The organism is Bacillus sp. 2205SS5-2, assembly GCF_037024155.1.
GTDB lineage: Bacteria > Bacillota > Bacilli > Bacillales > Bacillaceae_K > Bacillus_CI.
Map to the genome: position 1 here is coordinate 26,634 of NZ_JAYKTS010000024.1, position 17,979 is coordinate 44,612.

17 protein-coding genes are annotated in these 17,979 nt (G+C 36.1%); 10 read left to right on the forward strand and 7 right to left on the reverse strand.

The window, feature by feature from the left end:
- Positions 1-38: 38 nt before the first annotated feature.
- From U8D43_RS15220 to U8D43_RS15230, 3 genes are all read right to left on the reverse strand, one after another.
- Positions 39-833, reverse strand: coding sequence for an enoyl-CoA hydratase (locus U8D43_RS15220; RefSeq protein ID WP_335872039.1), 795 nt, complete (start codon positions 831-833; stop codon positions 39-41).
- A 394-nt stretch (positions 834-1,227) separates the two neighbouring features.
- Entirely contained in the window at positions 1,228-2,724 is a 1,497-nt protein-coding gene (locus U8D43_RS15225; RefSeq protein WP_335872040.1) for a coproporphyrinogen III oxidase, read from the reverse strand.
- Between the two features lie 463 nt (positions 2,725-3,187).
- Positions 3,188-4,054 carry a Cof-type HAD-IIB family hydrolase gene (locus tag U8D43_RS15230; RefSeq protein ID WP_335872041.1) on the reverse strand — a complete coding sequence of 289 codons (867 nt, stop codon included), beginning with the start codon at positions 4,052-4,054 and terminating at the stop codon, positions 3,188-3,190.
- Between the two features lie 158 nt (positions 4,055-4,212).
- Here U8D43_RS15230 and U8D43_RS15235 point away from each other — a divergent pair, with 158 nt between their 5' ends.
- On the forward strand, positions 4,213-5,367 hold the full coding sequence (locus tag U8D43_RS15235; RefSeq protein WP_335872042.1) for a 3-phenylpropionate MFS transporter: 1,155 nt from the start codon (positions 4,213-4,215) through the stop codon (positions 5,365-5,367).
- A 612-nt stretch (positions 5,368-5,979) separates the two neighbouring features.
- Here the strand turns inward: U8D43_RS15235 and U8D43_RS15240 are convergent.
- On the reverse strand, positions 5,980-6,330 hold the full coding sequence (locus tag U8D43_RS15240; protein WP_335872043.1) for a YlbF/YmcA family competence regulator: 351 nt from the start codon (positions 6,328-6,330) through the stop codon (positions 5,980-5,982).
- 370 nt (positions 6,331-6,700) lie between these two features.
- Positions 6,701-7,840 (reverse strand): DUF445 domain-containing protein, encoded by a 1,140-nt coding sequence (locus U8D43_RS15245; protein WP_335872044.1) that lies wholly within the window; start codon positions 7,838-7,840, stop codon positions 6,701-6,703.
- Between the two features lie 129 nt (positions 7,841-7,969).
- Between U8D43_RS15245 and U8D43_RS15250 the strand changes: the two genes are divergently transcribed.
- The 6 genes from U8D43_RS15250 (at position 7,970) to U8D43_RS15275 (ending at position 13,559) form a co-directional block, all read left to right on the forward strand.
- On the forward strand, positions 7,970-9,328 hold the full coding sequence (locus U8D43_RS15250; protein ID WP_335872046.1) for a YheC/YheD family endospore coat-associated protein: 1,359 nt from the start codon (positions 7,970-7,972) through the stop codon (positions 9,326-9,328).
- Entirely contained in the window at positions 9,321-10,403 is a 1,083-nt protein-coding gene (locus U8D43_RS15255) for a YheC/YheD family endospore coat-associated protein (RefSeq protein ID WP_335872047.1), read from the forward strand. The genes U8D43_RS15250 and U8D43_RS15255 overlap by 8 nt, the downstream gene beginning before the upstream one ends.
- Positions 10,404-10,406: 3 nt before the next feature.
- Positions 10,407-11,777 carry a YheC/YheD family endospore coat-associated protein gene (locus tag U8D43_RS15260; protein ID WP_442893616.1) on the forward strand — a complete coding sequence of 457 codons (1,371 nt, stop codon included), beginning with the start codon at positions 10,407-10,409 and terminating at the stop codon, positions 11,775-11,777.
- A complete protein-coding gene (locus U8D43_RS15265; RefSeq protein WP_335872049.1) occupies positions 11,774-12,928 on the forward strand; it encodes a YheC/YheD family endospore coat-associated protein in 1,155 nt (384 codons plus the stop codon). The genes U8D43_RS15260 and U8D43_RS15265 overlap by 4 nt, the downstream gene beginning before the upstream one ends.
- A gap of 164 nt (positions 12,929-13,092) precedes the next feature.
- On the forward strand, positions 13,093-13,302 hold the full coding sequence (locus U8D43_RS15270) for a YheE family protein (protein WP_335872050.1): 210 nt from the start codon (positions 13,093-13,095) through the stop codon (positions 13,300-13,302).
- A gap of 59 nt (positions 13,303-13,361) precedes the next feature.
- Positions 13,362-13,559, forward strand: coding sequence for a hypothetical protein (locus U8D43_RS15275; protein ID WP_335872051.1), 198 nt, complete (start codon positions 13,362-13,364; stop codon positions 13,557-13,559).
- Between the two features lie 194 nt (positions 13,560-13,753).
- On the opposite strand, the gene U8D43_RS15280 is transcribed toward U8D43_RS15275, so the two are convergent.
- The gene (locus U8D43_RS15280; protein ID WP_335872052.1) at positions 13,754-14,014 is read right to left on the reverse strand and encodes a metal-sensitive transcriptional regulator; all 261 of its coding nucleotides are present in this window, start codon (positions 14,012-14,014) and stop codon (positions 13,754-13,756) included.
- A 132-nt stretch (positions 14,015-14,146) separates the two neighbouring features.
- Between U8D43_RS15280 and U8D43_RS15285 the strand changes: the two genes are divergently transcribed.
- Positions 14,147-15,079 carry a PucR family transcriptional regulator gene (locus U8D43_RS15285; protein ID WP_335872053.1) on the forward strand — a complete coding sequence of 311 codons (933 nt, stop codon included), beginning with the start codon at positions 14,147-14,149 and terminating at the stop codon, positions 15,077-15,079.
- A gap of 95 nt (positions 15,080-15,174) precedes the next feature.
- Positions 15,175-16,272, forward strand: a complete 1,098-nt coding sequence (locus U8D43_RS15290) for an ABC transporter ATP-binding protein (protein ID WP_335872054.1) — start codon at positions 15,175-15,177, stop codon at positions 16,270-16,272.
- Positions 16,273-16,312: 40 nt separating this feature from the next.
- Here the strand turns inward: U8D43_RS15290 and U8D43_RS15295 are convergent, their stop codons facing one another.
- Positions 16,313-16,555: a hypothetical protein gene (locus U8D43_RS15295; RefSeq protein WP_335872055.1), complete on the reverse strand. Its 243-nt coding sequence runs from the start codon at positions 16,553-16,555 to the stop codon at positions 16,313-16,315.
- An 881-nt stretch (positions 16,556-17,436) separates the two neighbouring features.
- On the opposite strand from U8D43_RS15295, the gene U8D43_RS15300 reads away from it, so the two are divergent.
- The gene (locus tag U8D43_RS15300; RefSeq protein ID WP_335872056.1) at positions 17,437-17,649 is read left to right on the forward strand and encodes an alpha/beta-type small acid-soluble spore protein; all 213 of its coding nucleotides are present in this window, start codon (positions 17,437-17,439) and stop codon (positions 17,647-17,649) included.
- Positions 17,650-17,979: the final 330 nt, after the last annotated feature.

Genomic DNA, 17,979 nt, shown 5'->3' on the forward strand with positions numbered 1-17,979 from the left:
TTAAAAAAGAGTCTTGGGTATATCCAAGACTCTTTTTTTTATTCTCCTTGAAACTTTGGCTTTCTTTTTTCAATAAAAGCTTGTACTCCTTCTTGATGATCTTTTGTTTGGCGCATTGTCCATTGACCTTCTTTTTCCATTTCTAACATTTTTATTAATTTTGGTGCATGATTGGTTGTAAGGATATTTTTTGTTTTAATCATCGCTTGAAGAGGACTATGTAAACATTTTTTAGTATAGCTTTCAACAGCCTCATCTAATTTCCCAGCAGCCACCACCTCTTCCACCATTCCTTTGAGGAGTGCTTCTTGACCACCTATGACTTTCCCTTTCCAAATCATTTGTTTTGCTTTGGCAACACCTAAGCGCTGCTCCATAAAGAAATGTCCACCACCATCAGGAATCAACCCAATGCCAATAAAGTTCATCGCTAGTTTGCTGTCTTCTTCACAGATAAGATAATCACATGCTAATGCTAGTGATAAGCCTAAACCTGCTGCAGCACCATGAATACCGGCAATCGTCACCTTTGGCATTGTATAGAGCGTAACCGCAATATTACCGATGGTTTCCATGATACTATGAAATTCTTGCTCGGATGCCATAGCAAGCATTTCCTTAATATCTCCCCCCGATGAAAAGGCTCCTCCTTTTCCTTTCAAAATAAGTATTTGAATGCTCTTGTCCTTTTTTAATTCGGTTAAACAGTTTAAAAGTTCTCTTAATAATGGAATGTTCATCGCATTCAATGATTTCGGACGATTCAATTCTATGATCGCAGTTTTCCCTTCAAGAGTTACGTGTAAAGTATCATAATCCATTTTCGTTTGCAAAATAATTCCCCTCCCATAATATAAGAGTAACGTAATTTCCATTTTAAATAAACAAATTTTTCTAAAAATACAATAAATAATAAATTAAAAAAATTGCTTCATATGTTTTTGTTGATTTACACTCGATATTATTTCTGGTTAGCTACGTCTAACAATGTACTTCCTTAGTATCTTCGCCTCAAATGTCATTCCGGTTTCATCTGGAGCCTCATGTAAATAAAATTCTTCACTTTAACTTTCTTGAACATGTGAATAGAAAGTTTTTATTCTCAACTCCATATTTTGATTTTTCGCTTAGTTTAAAATCCTATTTCTCTTTTTGTTTGAATATTCACACGAATAAATGTAGGGGACAACACCTAAAAGGCGCGTCCCCTACACTATGCATGATTATTTAAGAAAATAATTCATTCAATATTTCTATCTTTTTCTCTGTATATTCTTTGAACCCTTCATTATACGACTTAGGGTCTTTCGGATTCGCAAAGTGAGTGATTTTTCCCGTCTTTGGATCAATGAATTTTGATGCCGCTCCACATCCGATTCCAATAATGGTTTGAAGTTCCTCCATAATCATAATATTATAGATGCTTTCCTGACCGATTAAGGAATAGCCAACATTCTCCAAGTTTCCTAAAATATTTTTCTGACGATATAAATAATAGGGATGGTAATCATGATTCTTCGTCCAGTCCTCTGCTAAGGTCATCATCGATTCAATTTCCTTTCGCTGAGCTACCTTGTATTTCTCTTTATTTTTCGTCATCTCAGACGCTCGTTTAAATGAAAGGGTATGGACGGTTAAAGATTCAGGCATTAATTTTTCGGTTTCAGCTAGCGTATGTTGAAACTCTGGTATTCCTTCACCTGGAAGACCAATGATGAGATCCATATTAATATTATTCATCCCCATTGAACGGGCAAGATGGTACTTTTCAATCGTCTCTTCTACCGAATGATGTCGACCAATCGCTTTCAGAGTTTCATTACTATATGACTGTGGATTAATTGAGATACGGTCAATATTCCATTTATTTAGTACTTCTAACTTTTGAGATGTAATTGTATCTGGTCGCCCTGCTTCGACTGTGATTTCGCGAATATTCTTCACATCTGGGAACGAATCGTACATTTCTTCATACAGCATGTCCATTTCTTCTGCTGTAATGGAGGTTGGAGTCCCGCCTCCGTAATATACAGTCGTTATGTTGATGCCTTTTTCCTTCATCCATTTGCCCATTTCACGAATTTCATAATGCAGACCCACTAAAAAGGAATCTACCTTCCCTTGTTTCCCCTGAATAGCATAAGCAGGAAATGTACAATACGCACATTTTGTAGGGCAAAACGGAATTCCTATATAGATACTCACTTCATTTTGAAGTTGATATAAATCGGGAACAACTTCTAATTGTCGATCCACGATTCGTTGCATTAACTCGATTTTTTCATTCGTTATTAAATATTGCTCTTTTAACTCTGCATGAGATTTTTCTTTTGGTACTCCCGCTCTTACCCGGTTGTGAAGAAGCTTGGTAGGACGAATGCCTGTTAAAGCACCCCACTTCTGGTAAATACCCGTCACCTCTTGTAAAACCGTTACGTAGACATGAGAGACCGCCATTTTCACCTTTTTAAACAGTTCCTTCTCAGATAAAAAGGAGTCAAATTCAACCTCATAGGAAGCTGCATGTGTAGCCTCTGATTTTTGTTCTGTTAATATTGCAGTCACAGAAATTCTCTCTTCGACTGCCAGCTGAATTTCTACCGTGAGCTCAGCATCCGGTCGATTACCAATTTTCACTGTACACTCTTCAAAGAAGAGGTTGGCAATATGATGGAGTGGTCTATGAAGTCTTTCATCTTTAGTACCTATTATATTTATATTCAACCTAATCACCTTTCAATTATAGAAATCTTTCTAAAGTGTACAAAAACAGAGACAGATGGTCAATCATTCAGTAATTGACAATAATAATTCACTATAAATAAGGCTATTTTCAAAAAAATTGTTACTTTTCAAACCAGTCAATAAACTGTTAGATTACTTTGCACCGGGCAACTTTTCGTCTATTTTTGATGAATATAAACAACAAAATAAAAGATTGGATCAAAAATTACATGAAATAGCAACAATGTATACGATAAGAGCACTAAATATAAAAGCAATATCGATCCCATTGTTTTTAACATAATTGTTTCACTAACTTATAAGAGAAATGAATAAGTGTTTTTTCTAGGTTAGTTTTCATAATAGTATCCCCCTAACCTATACATTTTTTGATAAAAAAATAATAACAACATCAAAAAACAACAAAACAAAAGACAGAGTATGCAAACTCTGTCTTTACCACTCAATCTATAAGGTTCATTCGCTTTAAAAACTCTAAGGTTTGTTGTTTCCTAAAACATTCTTTTATCATATAAGCAACGCCATTATCTCGATTTGACCTGGTGATCCAATCAGCTTTTTTCTTCACTTTATAGGAGGCATTTCCCATCGCTACCCCTTGACCAGCCCATTCGATAAGTGGAAGATCACAATCTCCAACCCCGATCATAACAACTTGATATCGAGGAATGTTTAATTTTTCACTCAAAAGCATGAGCCCCTTTAGTTTTGACACACCGTTAGCAACAATCTCTAAGCGACAGGTATCATTGACAAACATATCAATTTCATCGTACATCCCTTTTAGCATTTTCATAACTTTAATGGCGTCTCTTTGATGTTCAAAGACAACATCAATTTTTGTTGGGTTGAATTTATTATCCATTAAGTATTCAGAAATCGAATCAACGTATTGATTTGTAGATATAAATCGAGAATCTCGTTCCCACACTTTTTTCCCTAACAAACTTTCGGGGAGTTTTGCCTTATTCATGATCGCATTATTTTCATCTGCTAATCGAATTTGACAAGAAAATGTGGAAAGGAACTGAGCAATATCAAAGGTGATGTTATCTTCAAGTTTCTTCATGTATATTGGTTTTCCCATTTCTGAGCTAATATAAGCTCCTTGATGGGTAATAAGGTCACCTTTGATTTTTAATGCTTTCGCTACCTTTTTAGCTGCCGGAAAGCTCCTACTAGTAACAAGGGTGACATAAATTCCTTTTTCTTGTACATACTGTATAGCTTCTTTTGTTTCCTTGCTTATTTTCCCATTTGGTTGAATTAACGTATCATCAATATTAATAGCCAATAGGCGATAGATCATAGTTGTTCCTCCTTCTAGAGATGCATGCACTTTGTATACTTGTATGTCCTGTAAGGAGGAGTTAGAACAATGAAGAATGAAAACACTGATTCTCAATTTTATCTTTTTTCTATATACTGTTATGGACATGCATACATTCATATGAAGGGTGAATAATCTTGAAAAAACAATCATGGCTCTCAATTCAGTTCTTTTCTTTCTTCTTTACATGGGGTGTATTCGTTCCGTACTGGACCGCTTGGCTCGTAGCGGGCAAGCAGTTTTCGGTATATGACGCCTCAACACTGATTGCGATTAGCTTTATTGTACGTTCCATTTCTACATTTTTTGCATTTCCTTATTTAAGTCAAAAACAATCATTACTTCACCTTGCTCGTGGACTTAGTATTATAACTTTGTTGTTTTTTGTGTTCTTTTGGCCATTCAATGGATTTTTCAATATGTTAGTCATCATATTTCTTTTTAGTTTTTTTTACCCGATGATGATGCCATTGACAGAAAGTGCAGCTTCACTATTGATGAAAAAGGATGGAATTTCTTACGGAAAAAGTCGTTTGTGGGGATCAGTAGGCTATACTCTTGCTCTTCTTGTAACAGGAGCAATGATTTCATTTTTCACAGAAAGTAGTATTTATTTTGTTATGTTAACAGGCTGTGTTTTGATGATGATCGGCACTTTTCTCCCAGCACCTTCGACAATTCAAAAGAATGAATCGAGAGCGGATTTTTCTTATAGAGACTTATTTTTTTCAAAAGAGTTTATGCTAGTTCTCTTAGTCTGTATTTTGATTCAAGGTTCACATGCCTCGTATTACAATTATGGAGTTCTCTATTTACAAGAACTCCATGTCAGTGGAATTGCGATAGGGATTATCTTAAATCTTGCGGTACTAGCCGAAATTGTCTTTTTTTCTAAAAGTGATGCGTTTTTTCTAAAAGTACCCATTTCATTGCTGCTACTTTTAGCTTCGACTGGAGCAATCTTACGGTGGACATTGGTCTATGCCTATCCTGACACTTTAATTTTTATTTGTTCACAAGTGCTACACGCTGTGACATTTGGTGTTGCTCACTATGCATTTATCCGCTTCATTTCTGAAAAAATGGACCCAAAGTTAATTTCTTCTGCACAAGGAATTTACGCCTCTATTGGAATGGGGCTTAGCACAGGATTATTATCTTTTTTAGGGGGACATCTTTATGCAATATCACCCGGGAGTGCATTTTTAGGAATGGCAGTTGTCACTATTCCATGTTTCTTTTTGTCTATTTTTCTGTATGTACATTATGATAAAACAAAATACATTACTTGAGTTTTCTCAGCGAAAAGTGATGTTAATTGAAGCATTGCCTTTACTCATTTTTAATTAGGATCTATTTGTATAGTATGTTGCTATTGAATGAAAAAATAGAAATCTTCAATTACTTTCAATAATAAATGGCTCTTTTCATATACATTGTGGCTATTTCATCTGATTTTTGATTAAATTGCCCCTTCACTGTTGATTTCCATTAAAAATAGACGAATTGATGCCCGAAACAAAGCTATATCACCGTTTATAGACTGGTGCGAAAACAGCCTAGTAAATACATGTTTAAAGATACAAAAAGAGGCCGTAAACCCTTGTTTATCGTGGTGAACAGACTAAAGCGAAAAGAAACAATCCTTGAGAATACAGCCTTTATATATTTACAAGCGTTCAAGGTATTTTTTGAAGGAGTGTTTGTAGAGCAGAGGATAGTATAGCAAGATATTCCATCGTCTAACCTTGAAAAGAAGTCCAAATTTAATAAAAATCGCTTCTATTTTTTACGGACTATATCTAGCTGTGGAAACAGCCTAGTGGAAAGATCCGGTGTGAAAATTGCACAAATAATTGGGGATACAAAAAAGTTGACATGATTTCCATGTCAACTTTTCTAATTTACTGCATAGAACCATAAAGTTCTTCAAGTGGTTTCATGATGATTCGGTTTAAGTCATTGATTAGCATACTCATGCGTTGTTCCGCTTCCATAAGTTTAGCGATTTTTTCCTGTTGTTGCACAAGAGCGGCGTATTTTTGCGCATGTTCTACTTCTTCTTGTGAAATTTCTTCGCCTGCCATTTGTTTTTGCTGAAGTTTCATTTGAATATCACGGAAAGTTTCAAACATCTTTTGTGCTGTTTCATCCGCATTTACTTCTGCATACATCTTCATTAAATATGCATATTCATCACTTTGTCTTAGTGCTTTTTCTAATTCATTCGCATGGTCATGTAAATTTACTGCCATTATTAATCCCTCCTCAATTTTTACTAACGCTGTGAGTTTCTTATCTTTGCCTCAGTACTTTACAAAAGAACGGTACATTTACAAAACAGAGTTAATCGAAGCCATAAATGTCTTCTTCCCCTGAATACTCCCAGTAAATCTTTATTCACTATAACAAACTATGAGTAGGAATGAAAGAACATACCTCTCTTTTAACGCTTAAAGTAACTCGTTTCTAAAATTTTATTGATTATGCTTAGTTAAAATTTTTTGGGGGATAGTTCTATTCCTAATCGAAAGGAAATATAAAATGAGTTTTTAATTCTCAAGATAAAACAGCCTAACAGTAAAACTTCGTGCCGGAGAAAATAGTCGCCTTCTCCATAAATAGTTAATACGGAACAAAAAGAACGACAAATCCTTGAATTAAACCAATGACCCCTCCCAAGAGTGCTCCTAAATAAGTAATCATCTTTAATTCATTTCGGGAAATATCTAATACCATTTGTTCTAACCTTTTGGTCGAGAAAGAATCTACTTGCTCCTTCACAAGTTCTTGCACTTTTAATTTTTTAAGTAGTTGAGGCAACCGCTCCGATAGCTTTTCCATCCCTGCTGAAATAACTTTTGGAATAAGTTTTTCTATAAATTTACTATCCACTTTGGTAAATAGTTCACCTAAAGTTGTTGATAAGAGCTCGTTAACCTCGACAGCTTTTTTCATATATTCTGCGCCTGTGTTTACAATGGTATCGTCTTCTACTTTCTCAAAAACGAAGCTCCATGTTGTCTCACTTACTTTATTCCACTCCGTTGTGATAAGGCGAATAAGTAATTGTTTTGTACCCTCATGTTGAAGGAATTTAATAAGCTCAGGCTGTACTTTATCTACAATAGATGTGTTACCCAAAAACATTTGGAGCATACCACCTAGCATGCCTCTTTCCGCTAAGAAGTCATCCATCATTACTTTGATTTTCTCTTTTCCTTCATCAGATGAAAAATATTGAATACCTTTATCAGCAATTAGATCCGCAAAATATGGAAGTTTGTTTTCAATCTGATCTTCAATATTGGACGGGAGCGTTTTAAGAATTGGGGTATCATGATAATCCCGTTTAAAATTTTGATACTTACCGGCTAGCCAGTTCTTTGTGAACGTTTCGACCTTTGAACCTGGCTCTTCTATTTCCAGCTTTCGGAGTAATTCAGCTAACGTCAAAGAGGAAAATTGAAGTTCCCTGAACTCATCTTTCGTCCACTGAATAAGCTCGTTGGTGAAAACATCATCCATAATTCTTTTTTGGATACTCTCAGGTGTCAATAAGTGGTCTACAACCATATTCCCTAACTGGTCAGCTAGTTCACCTCGACGTTTCGGTATGAGTCCCGGCGTAAAAGGGAGTCTCCATCTACCCAAATATATTGGAATATAAGGACGGAATAGCATCTTTATTGCTAATGAATTTGTAAAACCACCAATTACAGCTCCTATGACTACCATAAAAAGAATCATTATTATTTCTTGCACGATTTCCTCAACCTTTCCTTTTGCTTCAAACACAACTTCAATGAATATCACATAATATGGACTATCAACTATAGCCCATTCACACATTATAATTTTAACAGACGGGTTAAGCAAATGGGGAATCTCAAGATGAATTCACGTGTTTTTATAACAAAAAAACAGTTAGAACGATGCAGCCTCCTGCTTCATCCGTCGCTTCTTGAAGCAAATCGTCTATCTGAGGGGGAAGAAGTTGAGCTCTTTTTCGGAAAAAAAAGTTCCCAGCTTAAAGTGGGGGTGTCAACAGATGTTGAGAAGCATGAAATACACCTTTCTTCAGTCTGTTGGGATGAACTCCATCTTCCTGAACAGCACAAAACGTATCAGTTAACCTTTAGTAGCTCCCCTTTGAGGCTAACTCTCGGTCCACTTGTTGTCGTCTTAACCGGAATTCCAAAATCAATTCATTCTCCTTATTTTCACTCCCTTGAACATTTTCTCGTGGAATTTCATGAGTTAATTGAAGAAAAGGGAGGATTTGTTTACATTTCCGACTTTTCAAAGATAGAAAAAGGACTAGTGAAGGGATATTACTATTCAAACCAAGTAAAAAAATGGGAGGAATCTCTTTTTCCCATACCCGATGTCATCTACAACCGGGTTCACTCTAGGAAAAATGAAAGAACTCCTGCTTTTAAACACTTTATCACTTGGTGTGACTCACATAACATTTGGATATTTAACGAAAGGTTTCTGACAAAATGGGAGGTTCACGAAGCTTTAAACACTGATAAACTAATTTCAAAACATCTTCCTGATACGATCCTATATAAGGAGAGTAATCAAGTTCTTTCACTTCTTGATCACTATGGTGATATTTTTATTAAGCCCATCGACGGTAGTCAAGGACGAAACATTTTCCGAATTCAATCACAGAAGGAACAGTACATTTTATTTCATACTGAAAAAGAGCACGAAATATTTTTTTCTCAATCTAGTGAGTTGATTCAAGCACTAACGCCGTTACTCACCTCTTCCCGTTTCCTTATTCAACAAACCCTACATCTTCACCGAATAGAGGAAAAACTGTTTGATTTTCGTCTGATACTCATGCCAGACCAACACAAGTCTTGGCATGTAATATCAAGCGTTGTTCGTCTCTCAAAACAAAACGCTATTGTTACTAATTTAGCGCAAGGAGGAGAAATGGAAAGGGCGTACTCTTTTCTACACAGACAGTTTGGTTCACTAAAATCTCATCAACTTTGGAAGGAGATGCAGACACTTTCTTTCCAAATTGCTGAATCGTTAACGAATGAGCTAAATATTCGCCTAGGTGAACTTGGAATTGATTTAGGAATAGACGAAAACGAAAAAATATGGTTAATCGAAGTAAACAGCAAACCGTCCAAAAACTTTGCTCGAGAAGGATTTACTCGTCCTTCAGTGAAGGGACTCTATCATTATATTGAATCTGTATGGTTAGAAAGGAATGATAAAAATGACTAAACTTGGAATTATGACGTTGAACCCGTTACCAATTCCTCTTTCTATTAATCAAATTAAGAAACACTGCCTAGAGGAAGAGGTAACTCTTTTTGTTTTTTCCCCTTTGTCCATTGATCCCTATTCAGAAAAAGTGACAGGATATGAATATGCTCCAATAGAAGATAGTTGGCACGAAAAAAAATTTCCAATTCCTAACCTTATCTACGATCGCTGTATTTATGCCCTAAACCAAAATTCACAACAAGCAAAACGGATTGTCCAGTGGTTGAAACAAAGACAGGATACGGTATTTATCGGCTACGGACTTCCTGATAAGTGGAAAACACAACAAGCCCTGCAGAAAAATCCCGTAATTGCTCCTTACTTAATTCCGACAGAAAGGGTTACCACTGCCGATGAAGTGATTTCCTTTTTACAGATTCATCCTCTTTCTGTATTAAAACCCGTTGATGGAGCAGGAGGACATGGCGTATATGGTCTAACACTTGATACTCAAAATATTACCATAATTTACACAAGAGATATGAAATCCTCTCAGCGGACATTGCCACTTCCTTCTTTTACAAAATGGATAAACAATCTTCTAAAGAAGCATGATTTTATTGTTCAAAAGAAAATACAAAGCCTCTCAAAAAATAATGAACCTTTTGACATTCGCATTTTTCTCCAAAAAGAGGAAAAGGGAAAGTGGATAAGTCGCGGGGCAGGAATTCGTTGCGGAAAAGAAGGCTCCCTATTAACGAATCTTCACGCAGGAGCTGAGTTAGTATCAATCAAAGATTGGAAACAGAAGCAGAAACATCTTCTTTGGGATTTTATCATGAGCGAGATTAGAGAGGTGATAGCTAAATTACCATCTACTCTTGAAGAAACCTTTGCTCCCCTATTCGAGGTAGGCTTAGATATCCTTATTGGTGAAGATAGTTCTATCTGGATATGTGACATTAATTCAAAACCTGGAAGAACTCTAATTGAAAAACTTTATCCTGATAAATCAGATGACATATCCGTCTCGTTATTACGATATAGTAAACATCTTGAAAGGAATTGGGTAGATCGTTCTCCCCTAATATAGGAGGTGATAGCATTGAGAAAACCCTATCCTCTTATAATGAGGAAGGAAGATACACCTGTTTGTTACTATCCTGTTTCCTTCCAACCTAACTCTGAACTACTGGCTGTTTCGTTTGGGTCGAAAAGAATTTATACCACATGCCTTCCACATCCAGATAAAAAAGATGAAATCATAATCACCACTTCCCTAGCAGAGCAGTTGGGGATTCCAGATTTTATTCAACAATTATATGTTTTCTTTCATCAACAAACGTTTTCCCTCGGTCCATTGATCGGAATTTTCACCTCGGGTTTTTCTTCTTTTCCATCAAAGCCGATTGGCGAACGTTCTGACTTTTTTCAAAAGCTTTTAAGCATTCAAGAGACTCTAGGAGTAGTCCCTTTTATCTTCGGAGAACAAGATTTACATTGGGAAAACCAACTAATCAATGGTCTCTTTTTTGCAGGGGGGAAATGGATAAATTCTGAAGTACCATTTCCTCATGTTGTGTATGATCGGCTACCGAATAGACAAAGTGAAAAAAGGAAGGCATCTCAAATTATCAAGGAACGATTACAAGATGAGCATGTTATTCCTTGGTATAACCCTGGTTTTTTTAATAAGCTAGAAATTTTTGATCGTCTAATTTCAGATGATGATGTCATTCGATACCTCCCTGAAACCCAACCATTTATTTCCTTTTCACAAGCAGAAAAAATGCTAAGTCAGTATAAGAGCATTTATTTAAAACCGAAAAACGGGAGCCTTGGGCTAGGTATTCATCAAATTTTGTACGACCGCAACAAAAATTATTACTATTGTCGTTTTCGTGAAAAAGATGAAAATAAATTAATCAAGTGCTCTTCATTTGAACAACTCTATGATAAGGTTTTGCGTACTAAAAGTCCTGAAAGGTTTATCATTCAACAAGGAATTTCACTTCTCCGAGTAGAGAATTTACCCATTGACTTTCGGGTACACACGAATAAAAATCAAGATGGAAGATGGGAGGTAAGTGCGTACGCAGCTAAAATTGCGGGGAGTGGAAGTGTTACAACACATGTACACAGCGGAGGTGTAGTAAAAAGCTTAGCTCAGCTTTTTTCGCAAGAAGAGCAACAAATCTATGAGTTACAACTAAAAGAGGCCGCATTAGCTCTCGCTCATAGCATTGAAAAAAACGTTGAAGGTATTATTGGAGAAATTGGCTTTGATTTAGGCATCGATAAGAATGGGGAAATATGGATGTTTGAAGCAAATTCAAAGCCAGGACGCTCTATTTTTCTTCATCCAGATTTAAAGCATTTTGAATTTTTGACCAGAAAACTGGCACTTTCCTTTGGAATTTTTTTAACAGAACAGGCGATTAAACAGCCAAAGGAGTCGTCCGTATGACTTTACATTATGATTCAAAGAAGCAAATCTGGTTTCATCAAACTGATGAGAATAGCATTATACCTTTTGGAGCAAGTTACTTACTCTCCCATGGTTCCCCGAGTATGATTTCTCTTCCAGTTACATTATTGAACAAATCTGCTATTCCATTAGTCGGCATTCTTACTTCTAGAACAAAGGAAGGAAAACTTTTTGGAAACAGTCGTCTATTTAAACAAATTCAAACAGAGCTACTTGATCATGGAGGCCTGAGCTTTATTTTTTCCCTTCAAGATATCGAACAAAGAGAAATAAAAGGTTGTGTGTATCATCCCGAAAATGATTGTTGGCACGAAGCTCTCTTCCCTCTTCCATCAATGGTGTATAATCGCATTCCGCTTCGAAAAGAAGAGCAATCAGATGACTTTTTGACCCAAACTTCCTTTTTTACTGAAAATCACATTCCCTTTTTCAACCCTTGCTTTATGAACAAATGGGCGTTGTATAGAGCTTTTCAAAAAAACGATATACTAACTACTATTCTTCCGAACACTGACTCCATTCATTCTGAAGAAACAATCGCTCATTTTCTTTTAACTCACTCTAAGGTTTATATAAAGCATGTTGCGTCTTCTCGAGGAAAAGGGTTGGCTTTCATTGAACGCAAAGAGGACGGGAGTCTTTTTTATCAGAGTATCAGCAAAGAAAAAAAATACGCTTCTGTTTCTGATCTTTGGAATGATCATCCTGAATGGAAAAAAGATTACATTGTTCAAGAACAGATTATGACGGATTCCTATCAAGGAAGAAAATATGATTTGCGTGTAATGTGTCACCGTCAAAAAGAATCATATAAAGTGACCGGGATCGGCGTCCGTGTAGCTGGAAAAAGAAACTACATCACTCATGTGACCAGTGGGGGTAGTGTCGTCTCATATGAAAGAATAAAAAATCGTATTAACGAAGAGTTTATTCAAAAAATCGTTACACATTGTGGCCATTGCTTAACAAATGAATTCGGCTGGATGGGGGAATTTTCAATGGATCTTGGGTTGGGAACTGATGGAAACCTCTATCTATTTGAAGTCAATAGCAAACCGATGAAGTTTGATGAAGAAGTTATCGAAAAAGATCGCATTCGTTCCCTGCTAGACATTTTTCTTTCCATTTAAGATGAATTTCTCATCCTCAAAGATAGGCGCTATTTTTTACATTGTTTTACATCATTCTATTGGTAGCGCTCTTAACACCTAAATATCAGTTGCAATATTCGAATGGAATTTCTATTTTTCATTTCCATTGAGAGAGGTTACAATGGAAATGGAGGTGATGCAAGATGATTCAGCATTTTCAATATAAATCTCTTTATCAAAACAATCAGCTTCCAGGATGGGACATTTCCTTTTATTTCAAAGGGATGAAACACTCCGGAAATTATCTTAAGGACGGGACGATTGAATGGACTTCTCCCTCGCCCCCGAAGGATGATGAACAAAAAGTGAAACAATATATTCATGATCTTATGCTTTTCCACGTCTACGAATAAAACTTTTTGCATGAGACTACCTCTATTCAGTCAGACTATGAATAAAGGAGGTAGATGAAATGAAGAAGAACGAAAAAAAACCTCAATTTCTCCCTGATACAAATTATGAAGGAAAAGAAAAAGCTTATTTAGATGTGGATCGGTTTATCAATGAAGGAATGTCAGGGGGATCGGTTCATATGGGCGTGAACAAATCCACTTTGGAAGAGTCGGTAGATATTTTTACACCGGAATCACCTCCAGAGGAATACAAATAAGAGTGGGGTTTCCCACTCTTATTGTTTTTAAGTCTGTTTTCGCAAAGATTATTGCTCTTAAAAGCAGTATAAATCCCGTTAAAAGTATTAGTATTGGAGTGTCCTTACTTCTATTTTTCACGAAATCCATACCAGAATAAAGTATTCCACCAAGAATTAAAATAACTAGCAATAATGTTAGCCAAGAGTTTTTCTTAACGACTCTTGACTAACATTTTCACCGCTTCTTGAATAGCTTCCTCGGCATTTTGTCCTGACTCGTTTGCCTCTAAAATACAACTTTCTAAATTTTTAGCTACAATTAATCCAATCGAACGATCTACTGCAGAACGAATTGCTGAAAGCTGTGTTACCACATCTTTACAGTGCTTCTCTTCTTCCATCATCCGCAAGACGCCCCTTACCTGTCCTTCTAATCGGCGTAATCGATTTTTCACATCTTGATTATAATCCACTTGTAGACACCTCAATTTCAGTCTATTACCCCATAGTGTATAAAAACTCCACAAAAAAAGCAATTGCTATCCTTTGAAAACTTCACCATATTCTATACAATAATAGTAACTTCACAGTAAAGAGGGGTTATTATGTTTAACAAACTAAAAGAAAAATACCCAAATGCCATTCTTCAGAGAACGATTCCTGGGAGAGAACTGAAGCATTTTAGCTGGTTTACAACGGCAAGTCAAAAGCAATTTATTGGTCTCCCTAAAGAAGAATTAACTACCAATGAGGAAGAAATATTATCGTTGTTTTTAGAGCCTGTTACTCCGTCTTCATTCTTAACTTATAGTCCTCTTCAATCACAATGGCATCAATTTCTATTTGACTACGATTACTCTCAACAACCCCTTTCAAACGGAGAAGAATACCGCTTGATTCATTTTCATTTATCTTCCTTTATTGATGGGGAATTATTTATCGAAGCTCTTTCTCATATTTTTTCAGGAGAGACAACCGTTATTTTCCATGAACAAGGTTTCGGACTTATTATTGAAAAAAAATCAAATTTTATGATTACATTAGAAGATTTATCCTCCTCTGTTCAAATATTAGAAAGTGATTTTCTGACTGGGATTTCTTTTTTTTACGGGAAAATACATAAGGTGGATGCAACACTTCCTCAAGAGATGTGGAAAGAACAAAGCCTCTTTTCATTTGCCCTTACTCTCATGCCAAGGAACAAAGTGCTGACCTTTGAAGAAATTTTTCCAATTTATTTGATTAAACAGCTCTCTCCTTCACAAAAGGAAGCCGTATTCTCATCTGTTCAACAAATATTTTTGGATGAACCCGAATTACTAACGACTATTAAACATTTCTTAGAAAATCAATCTAATGTCAGCTTGACGGCTAAACAGCTCTATATGCACCGAAATAGTTTACAATATCGAATTGATAAGTTCATAGAAAAAACACAGATTGATTTAAGGAGTTTTAAAGGCTCCCTCACAGCGTATCTTGCTTGCATCGACTATGAGCTGCAGCTCCAGACGAACAAGGTGCACAAAGAAGACTAGTTCTTTTTGTGCACCTTGTCTATTGGAAAATGAAAGTGCTTTCGTTACAATTAACTCAGATGAAAACGATTGCATTCCAAGGAGGACTCACCAAAATGGCAGAATTAAAGTTAGAGAACATTTACAAGATTTATGACAATGAAGTAACAGCAGTCACTGATTTCAACCTACACATCAAGGATAAAGAATTTATCGTATTCGTAGGACCATCAGGTTGCGGTAAGTCCACAACTTTACGAATGATCGCAGGACTTGAAGAAATATCACAAGGGGATTTCTATATTGGTGACAAACGCGTGAACGATACAGCTCCAAAAGATCGTGATATCGCTATGGTATTCCAAAACTATGCTTTGTATCCGCATATGAGTGTATATGACAATATGGCTTTTGGCTTGAAGCTTCGTAAATTTGATAAAGCTGAGATTGAACGACGTGTAAAAGAAGCTGCAAAAATTCTTGGTTTAGAACCACTTCTCGATCGTAAACCAAAAGCACTATCTGGTGGACAACGTCAGCGTGTAGCACTAGGACGAGCAATCGTTCGTGATGCTAAAGTATTCCTAATGGATGAGCCTTTGTCTAACTTAGATGCAAAACTACGTGTTCAAATGCGTGCTGAAATTGCTAAATTACACCAACGTCTTCAAACCACTACGATTTACGTAACACATGACCAAACAGAAGCTATGACGATGGCCACTCGTATCGTAATTATGAAAGATGGCGTAATTCAACAAGTAGGATCACCAAAAGAAGTATACGATAAACCAGATAACGTATTTGTTGGAGGATTTATTGGGTCACCAGCTATGAACTTCTTTAGTGGAAAATTAGAAGAAGGCATTTTCAAAATAGATAATAAATCTATTGAAATTCCAGAAGGTAAAATGAAAGTCCTTCGTGAACAAGGTTACGTTGGCAAAGAAATCATTCTAGGTGTACGTCCTGAAGATATGCACGATGAGCCTGTATTTATTGACTCTTCTCGTGGATCAACGATTTCAACAAAAATCGAGGTAGCTGAGCTTACAGGGGCTGAAATGATGCTTTATTCTGCTCTTGGCGGTCAAGAATTTGTTGCCCGTGTCGACTCTCGTACAATAATCCAAGCTGGAGAAACAGTAGACTTAGCATTTGACATGAACAAATGTCACTTCTTTGACACTGATTCCGAACTCCGCATTCGATAGTGCTTAAAGATAAAACCCCTGGTCTCAGTACCAGGGATTTTTATGTTTCTGTTAATGAGATACATCTTAAAATCGACTGTGAACAATTTAAACAAGTAAAAACATGAACACACTCTTCATTTTCATTCTTTTCATCGACTACCTTCATAGTTTCCATATCCATATAAGCACTATAGTCGTCATAAAAATCAGACATTCTTCCATTATTATGCATACCTTCTCCACAGACTGAACATCCTATTGTAGGTTGACTAATTCCATTGCAAAGTGGACAAATATTCATTTTCATCACCAACAATTCTTTGTTTAGTTCTTCTCTTTATCATTTCTGTACAGCCGTAAAATTATGTAGGATTCTTCCTTCTTCGTAAAGCTTAAATTTTCAAAAATTGATCAAGCTCTTATTTGTCAGGCAAAGGACTAGGAGCCGAGAGATAGACACAAAATCTTTTCAATAGAGGCTTTTTCATAATAGTATTACCCCCCGTTACAATGATAGGATCAAAGATATCCTTTCGTCTACTTGAACAAAGCCATCATCCACCGAAGGAATTTCGTTTTAGTGTTTAGTTCAATAGCAATAAAAATTAAGAAAACTTCTTGACGGCGATCTCATTGCTACTAAGAAAAGCTAATTTAGTCCGATAATGGGTAATGACTAATTAATTATGTCTCTGTTAGGATACATTGTAGCTATTAATTTTGCTGTTGATTTCCATTAAAAATAGACGAATGGATGCCCCGGAACAAAGCTATGCCAATGTTTCAAGACTGATTTGAAAGACAAAAAACTTTGCGAAAACAACCTTTATTAAAGATAATTTAAATAATTTTGTGATGACTAAGTATTCCGTTTTCCACACAAAGTACCCCTAGGGACTGAAGCTATTCGTTCTCGAACTTCTCCTCTTCAACTTCATGTTCTCCTGCATCTGATTTTTTGCTGAGAAGACTTCTATATTCGCTTGAACGAAATACAGGAATATATTACCTCTTACTTGTTTTGCATATTCTCTTTGGAACTAACCATAATAGAGATTAACAACAGCAAAACAACTTCCACACAACATTGGGTTACATCATAATTAGATGATCGCATCCAAGCGCGCTGGTGCAAACCCGGCTAACCCAACCATTAAAATGACATCAAGGAGATGACAAAACATGCAACAACCAACAAATAGTTCTTCAAACAAATTAGTGGCTCCAGGAGCACAAGCAGCAATTGATCAAATGAAGTATGAAATTGCATCTGAATTCGGTGTACAGCTTGGTGCTGATTCAACAGCTCGTGCTAATGGTTCTGTCGGTGGAGAAATTACAAAACGCTTAGTACAAATGGCTGAACAACAAATCGGCGGCGGATATCAACAATAATCGTACAACTTAATATGATATGGCTTAGCCCCTGCTAGTAAGCAGGGGCTTTATAATTGATTTCATCTGTTACAACGAGTGTTATTTATCAATAAAATTTCATTCTAAATGCCAGTTTTTCAAAGGTTGTTATTTTTATCAACAGCCTGACCATCTCGTTGTGGATTGACTTAGGATCATCATTTCAATAGTGATTTTGACAGAAAGGCTCTTCCTAAGCATTTTTACAAAGCATTGCAACAATTTATAAATAAAGCGGCTCCTTAAAAAGAAGAGGACTACTAGACAGTTCTTAGCAAATAAGATATACAGTTTTGTAAGGACTTGAGA

Bases quoted from the DNA above. Each gene is read 5' to 3' on its own strand.
- U8D43_RS15230 (WP_335872041.1), bottom strand. From the start codon at position 4,054: ATGATCTATCGCCTATTGGCTATTAATATTGATGATACGTTAATTCAA.
- U8D43_RS15240 (WP_335872043.1), bottom strand. From the start codon at position 6,330: ATGGCAGTAAATTTACATGACCATGCGAATGAATTAGAAAAAGCACTA.
- U8D43_RS15250 (WP_335872046.1), top strand. From the start codon at position 7,970: ATGAATTCACGTGTTTTTATAACAAAAAAACAGTTAGAACGATGCAGC.
- U8D43_RS15255 (WP_335872047.1), top strand. From the start codon at position 9,321: ATGACTAAACTTGGAATTATGACGTTGAACCCGTTACCAATTCCTCTT.
- U8D43_RS15265 (WP_335872049.1), top strand. From the start codon at position 11,774: ATGACTTTACATTATGATTCAAAGAAGCAAATCTGGTTTCATCAAACT.
- U8D43_RS15270 (WP_335872050.1), top strand. From the start codon at position 13,093: ATGATTCAGCATTTTCAATATAAATCTCTTTATCAAAACAATCAGCTT.
- U8D43_RS15275 (WP_335872051.1), top strand. From the start codon at position 13,362: ATGAAGAAGAACGAAAAAAAACCTCAATTTCTCCCTGATACAAATTAT.
- U8D43_RS15285 (WP_335872053.1), top strand. From the start codon at position 14,147: ATGTTTAACAAACTAAAAGAAAAATACCCAAATGCCATTCTTCAGAGA.
- U8D43_RS15290 (WP_335872054.1), top strand. From the start codon at position 15,175: ATGGCAGAATTAAAGTTAGAGAACATTTACAAGATTTATGACAATGAA.
- U8D43_RS15295 (WP_335872055.1), bottom strand. From the start codon at position 16,555: ATGAATATTTGTCCACTTTGCAATGGAATTAGTCAACCTACAATAGGA.
- U8D43_RS15300 (WP_335872056.1), top strand. From the start codon at position 17,437: ATGCAACAACCAACAAATAGTTCTTCAAACAAATTAGTGGCTCCAGGA.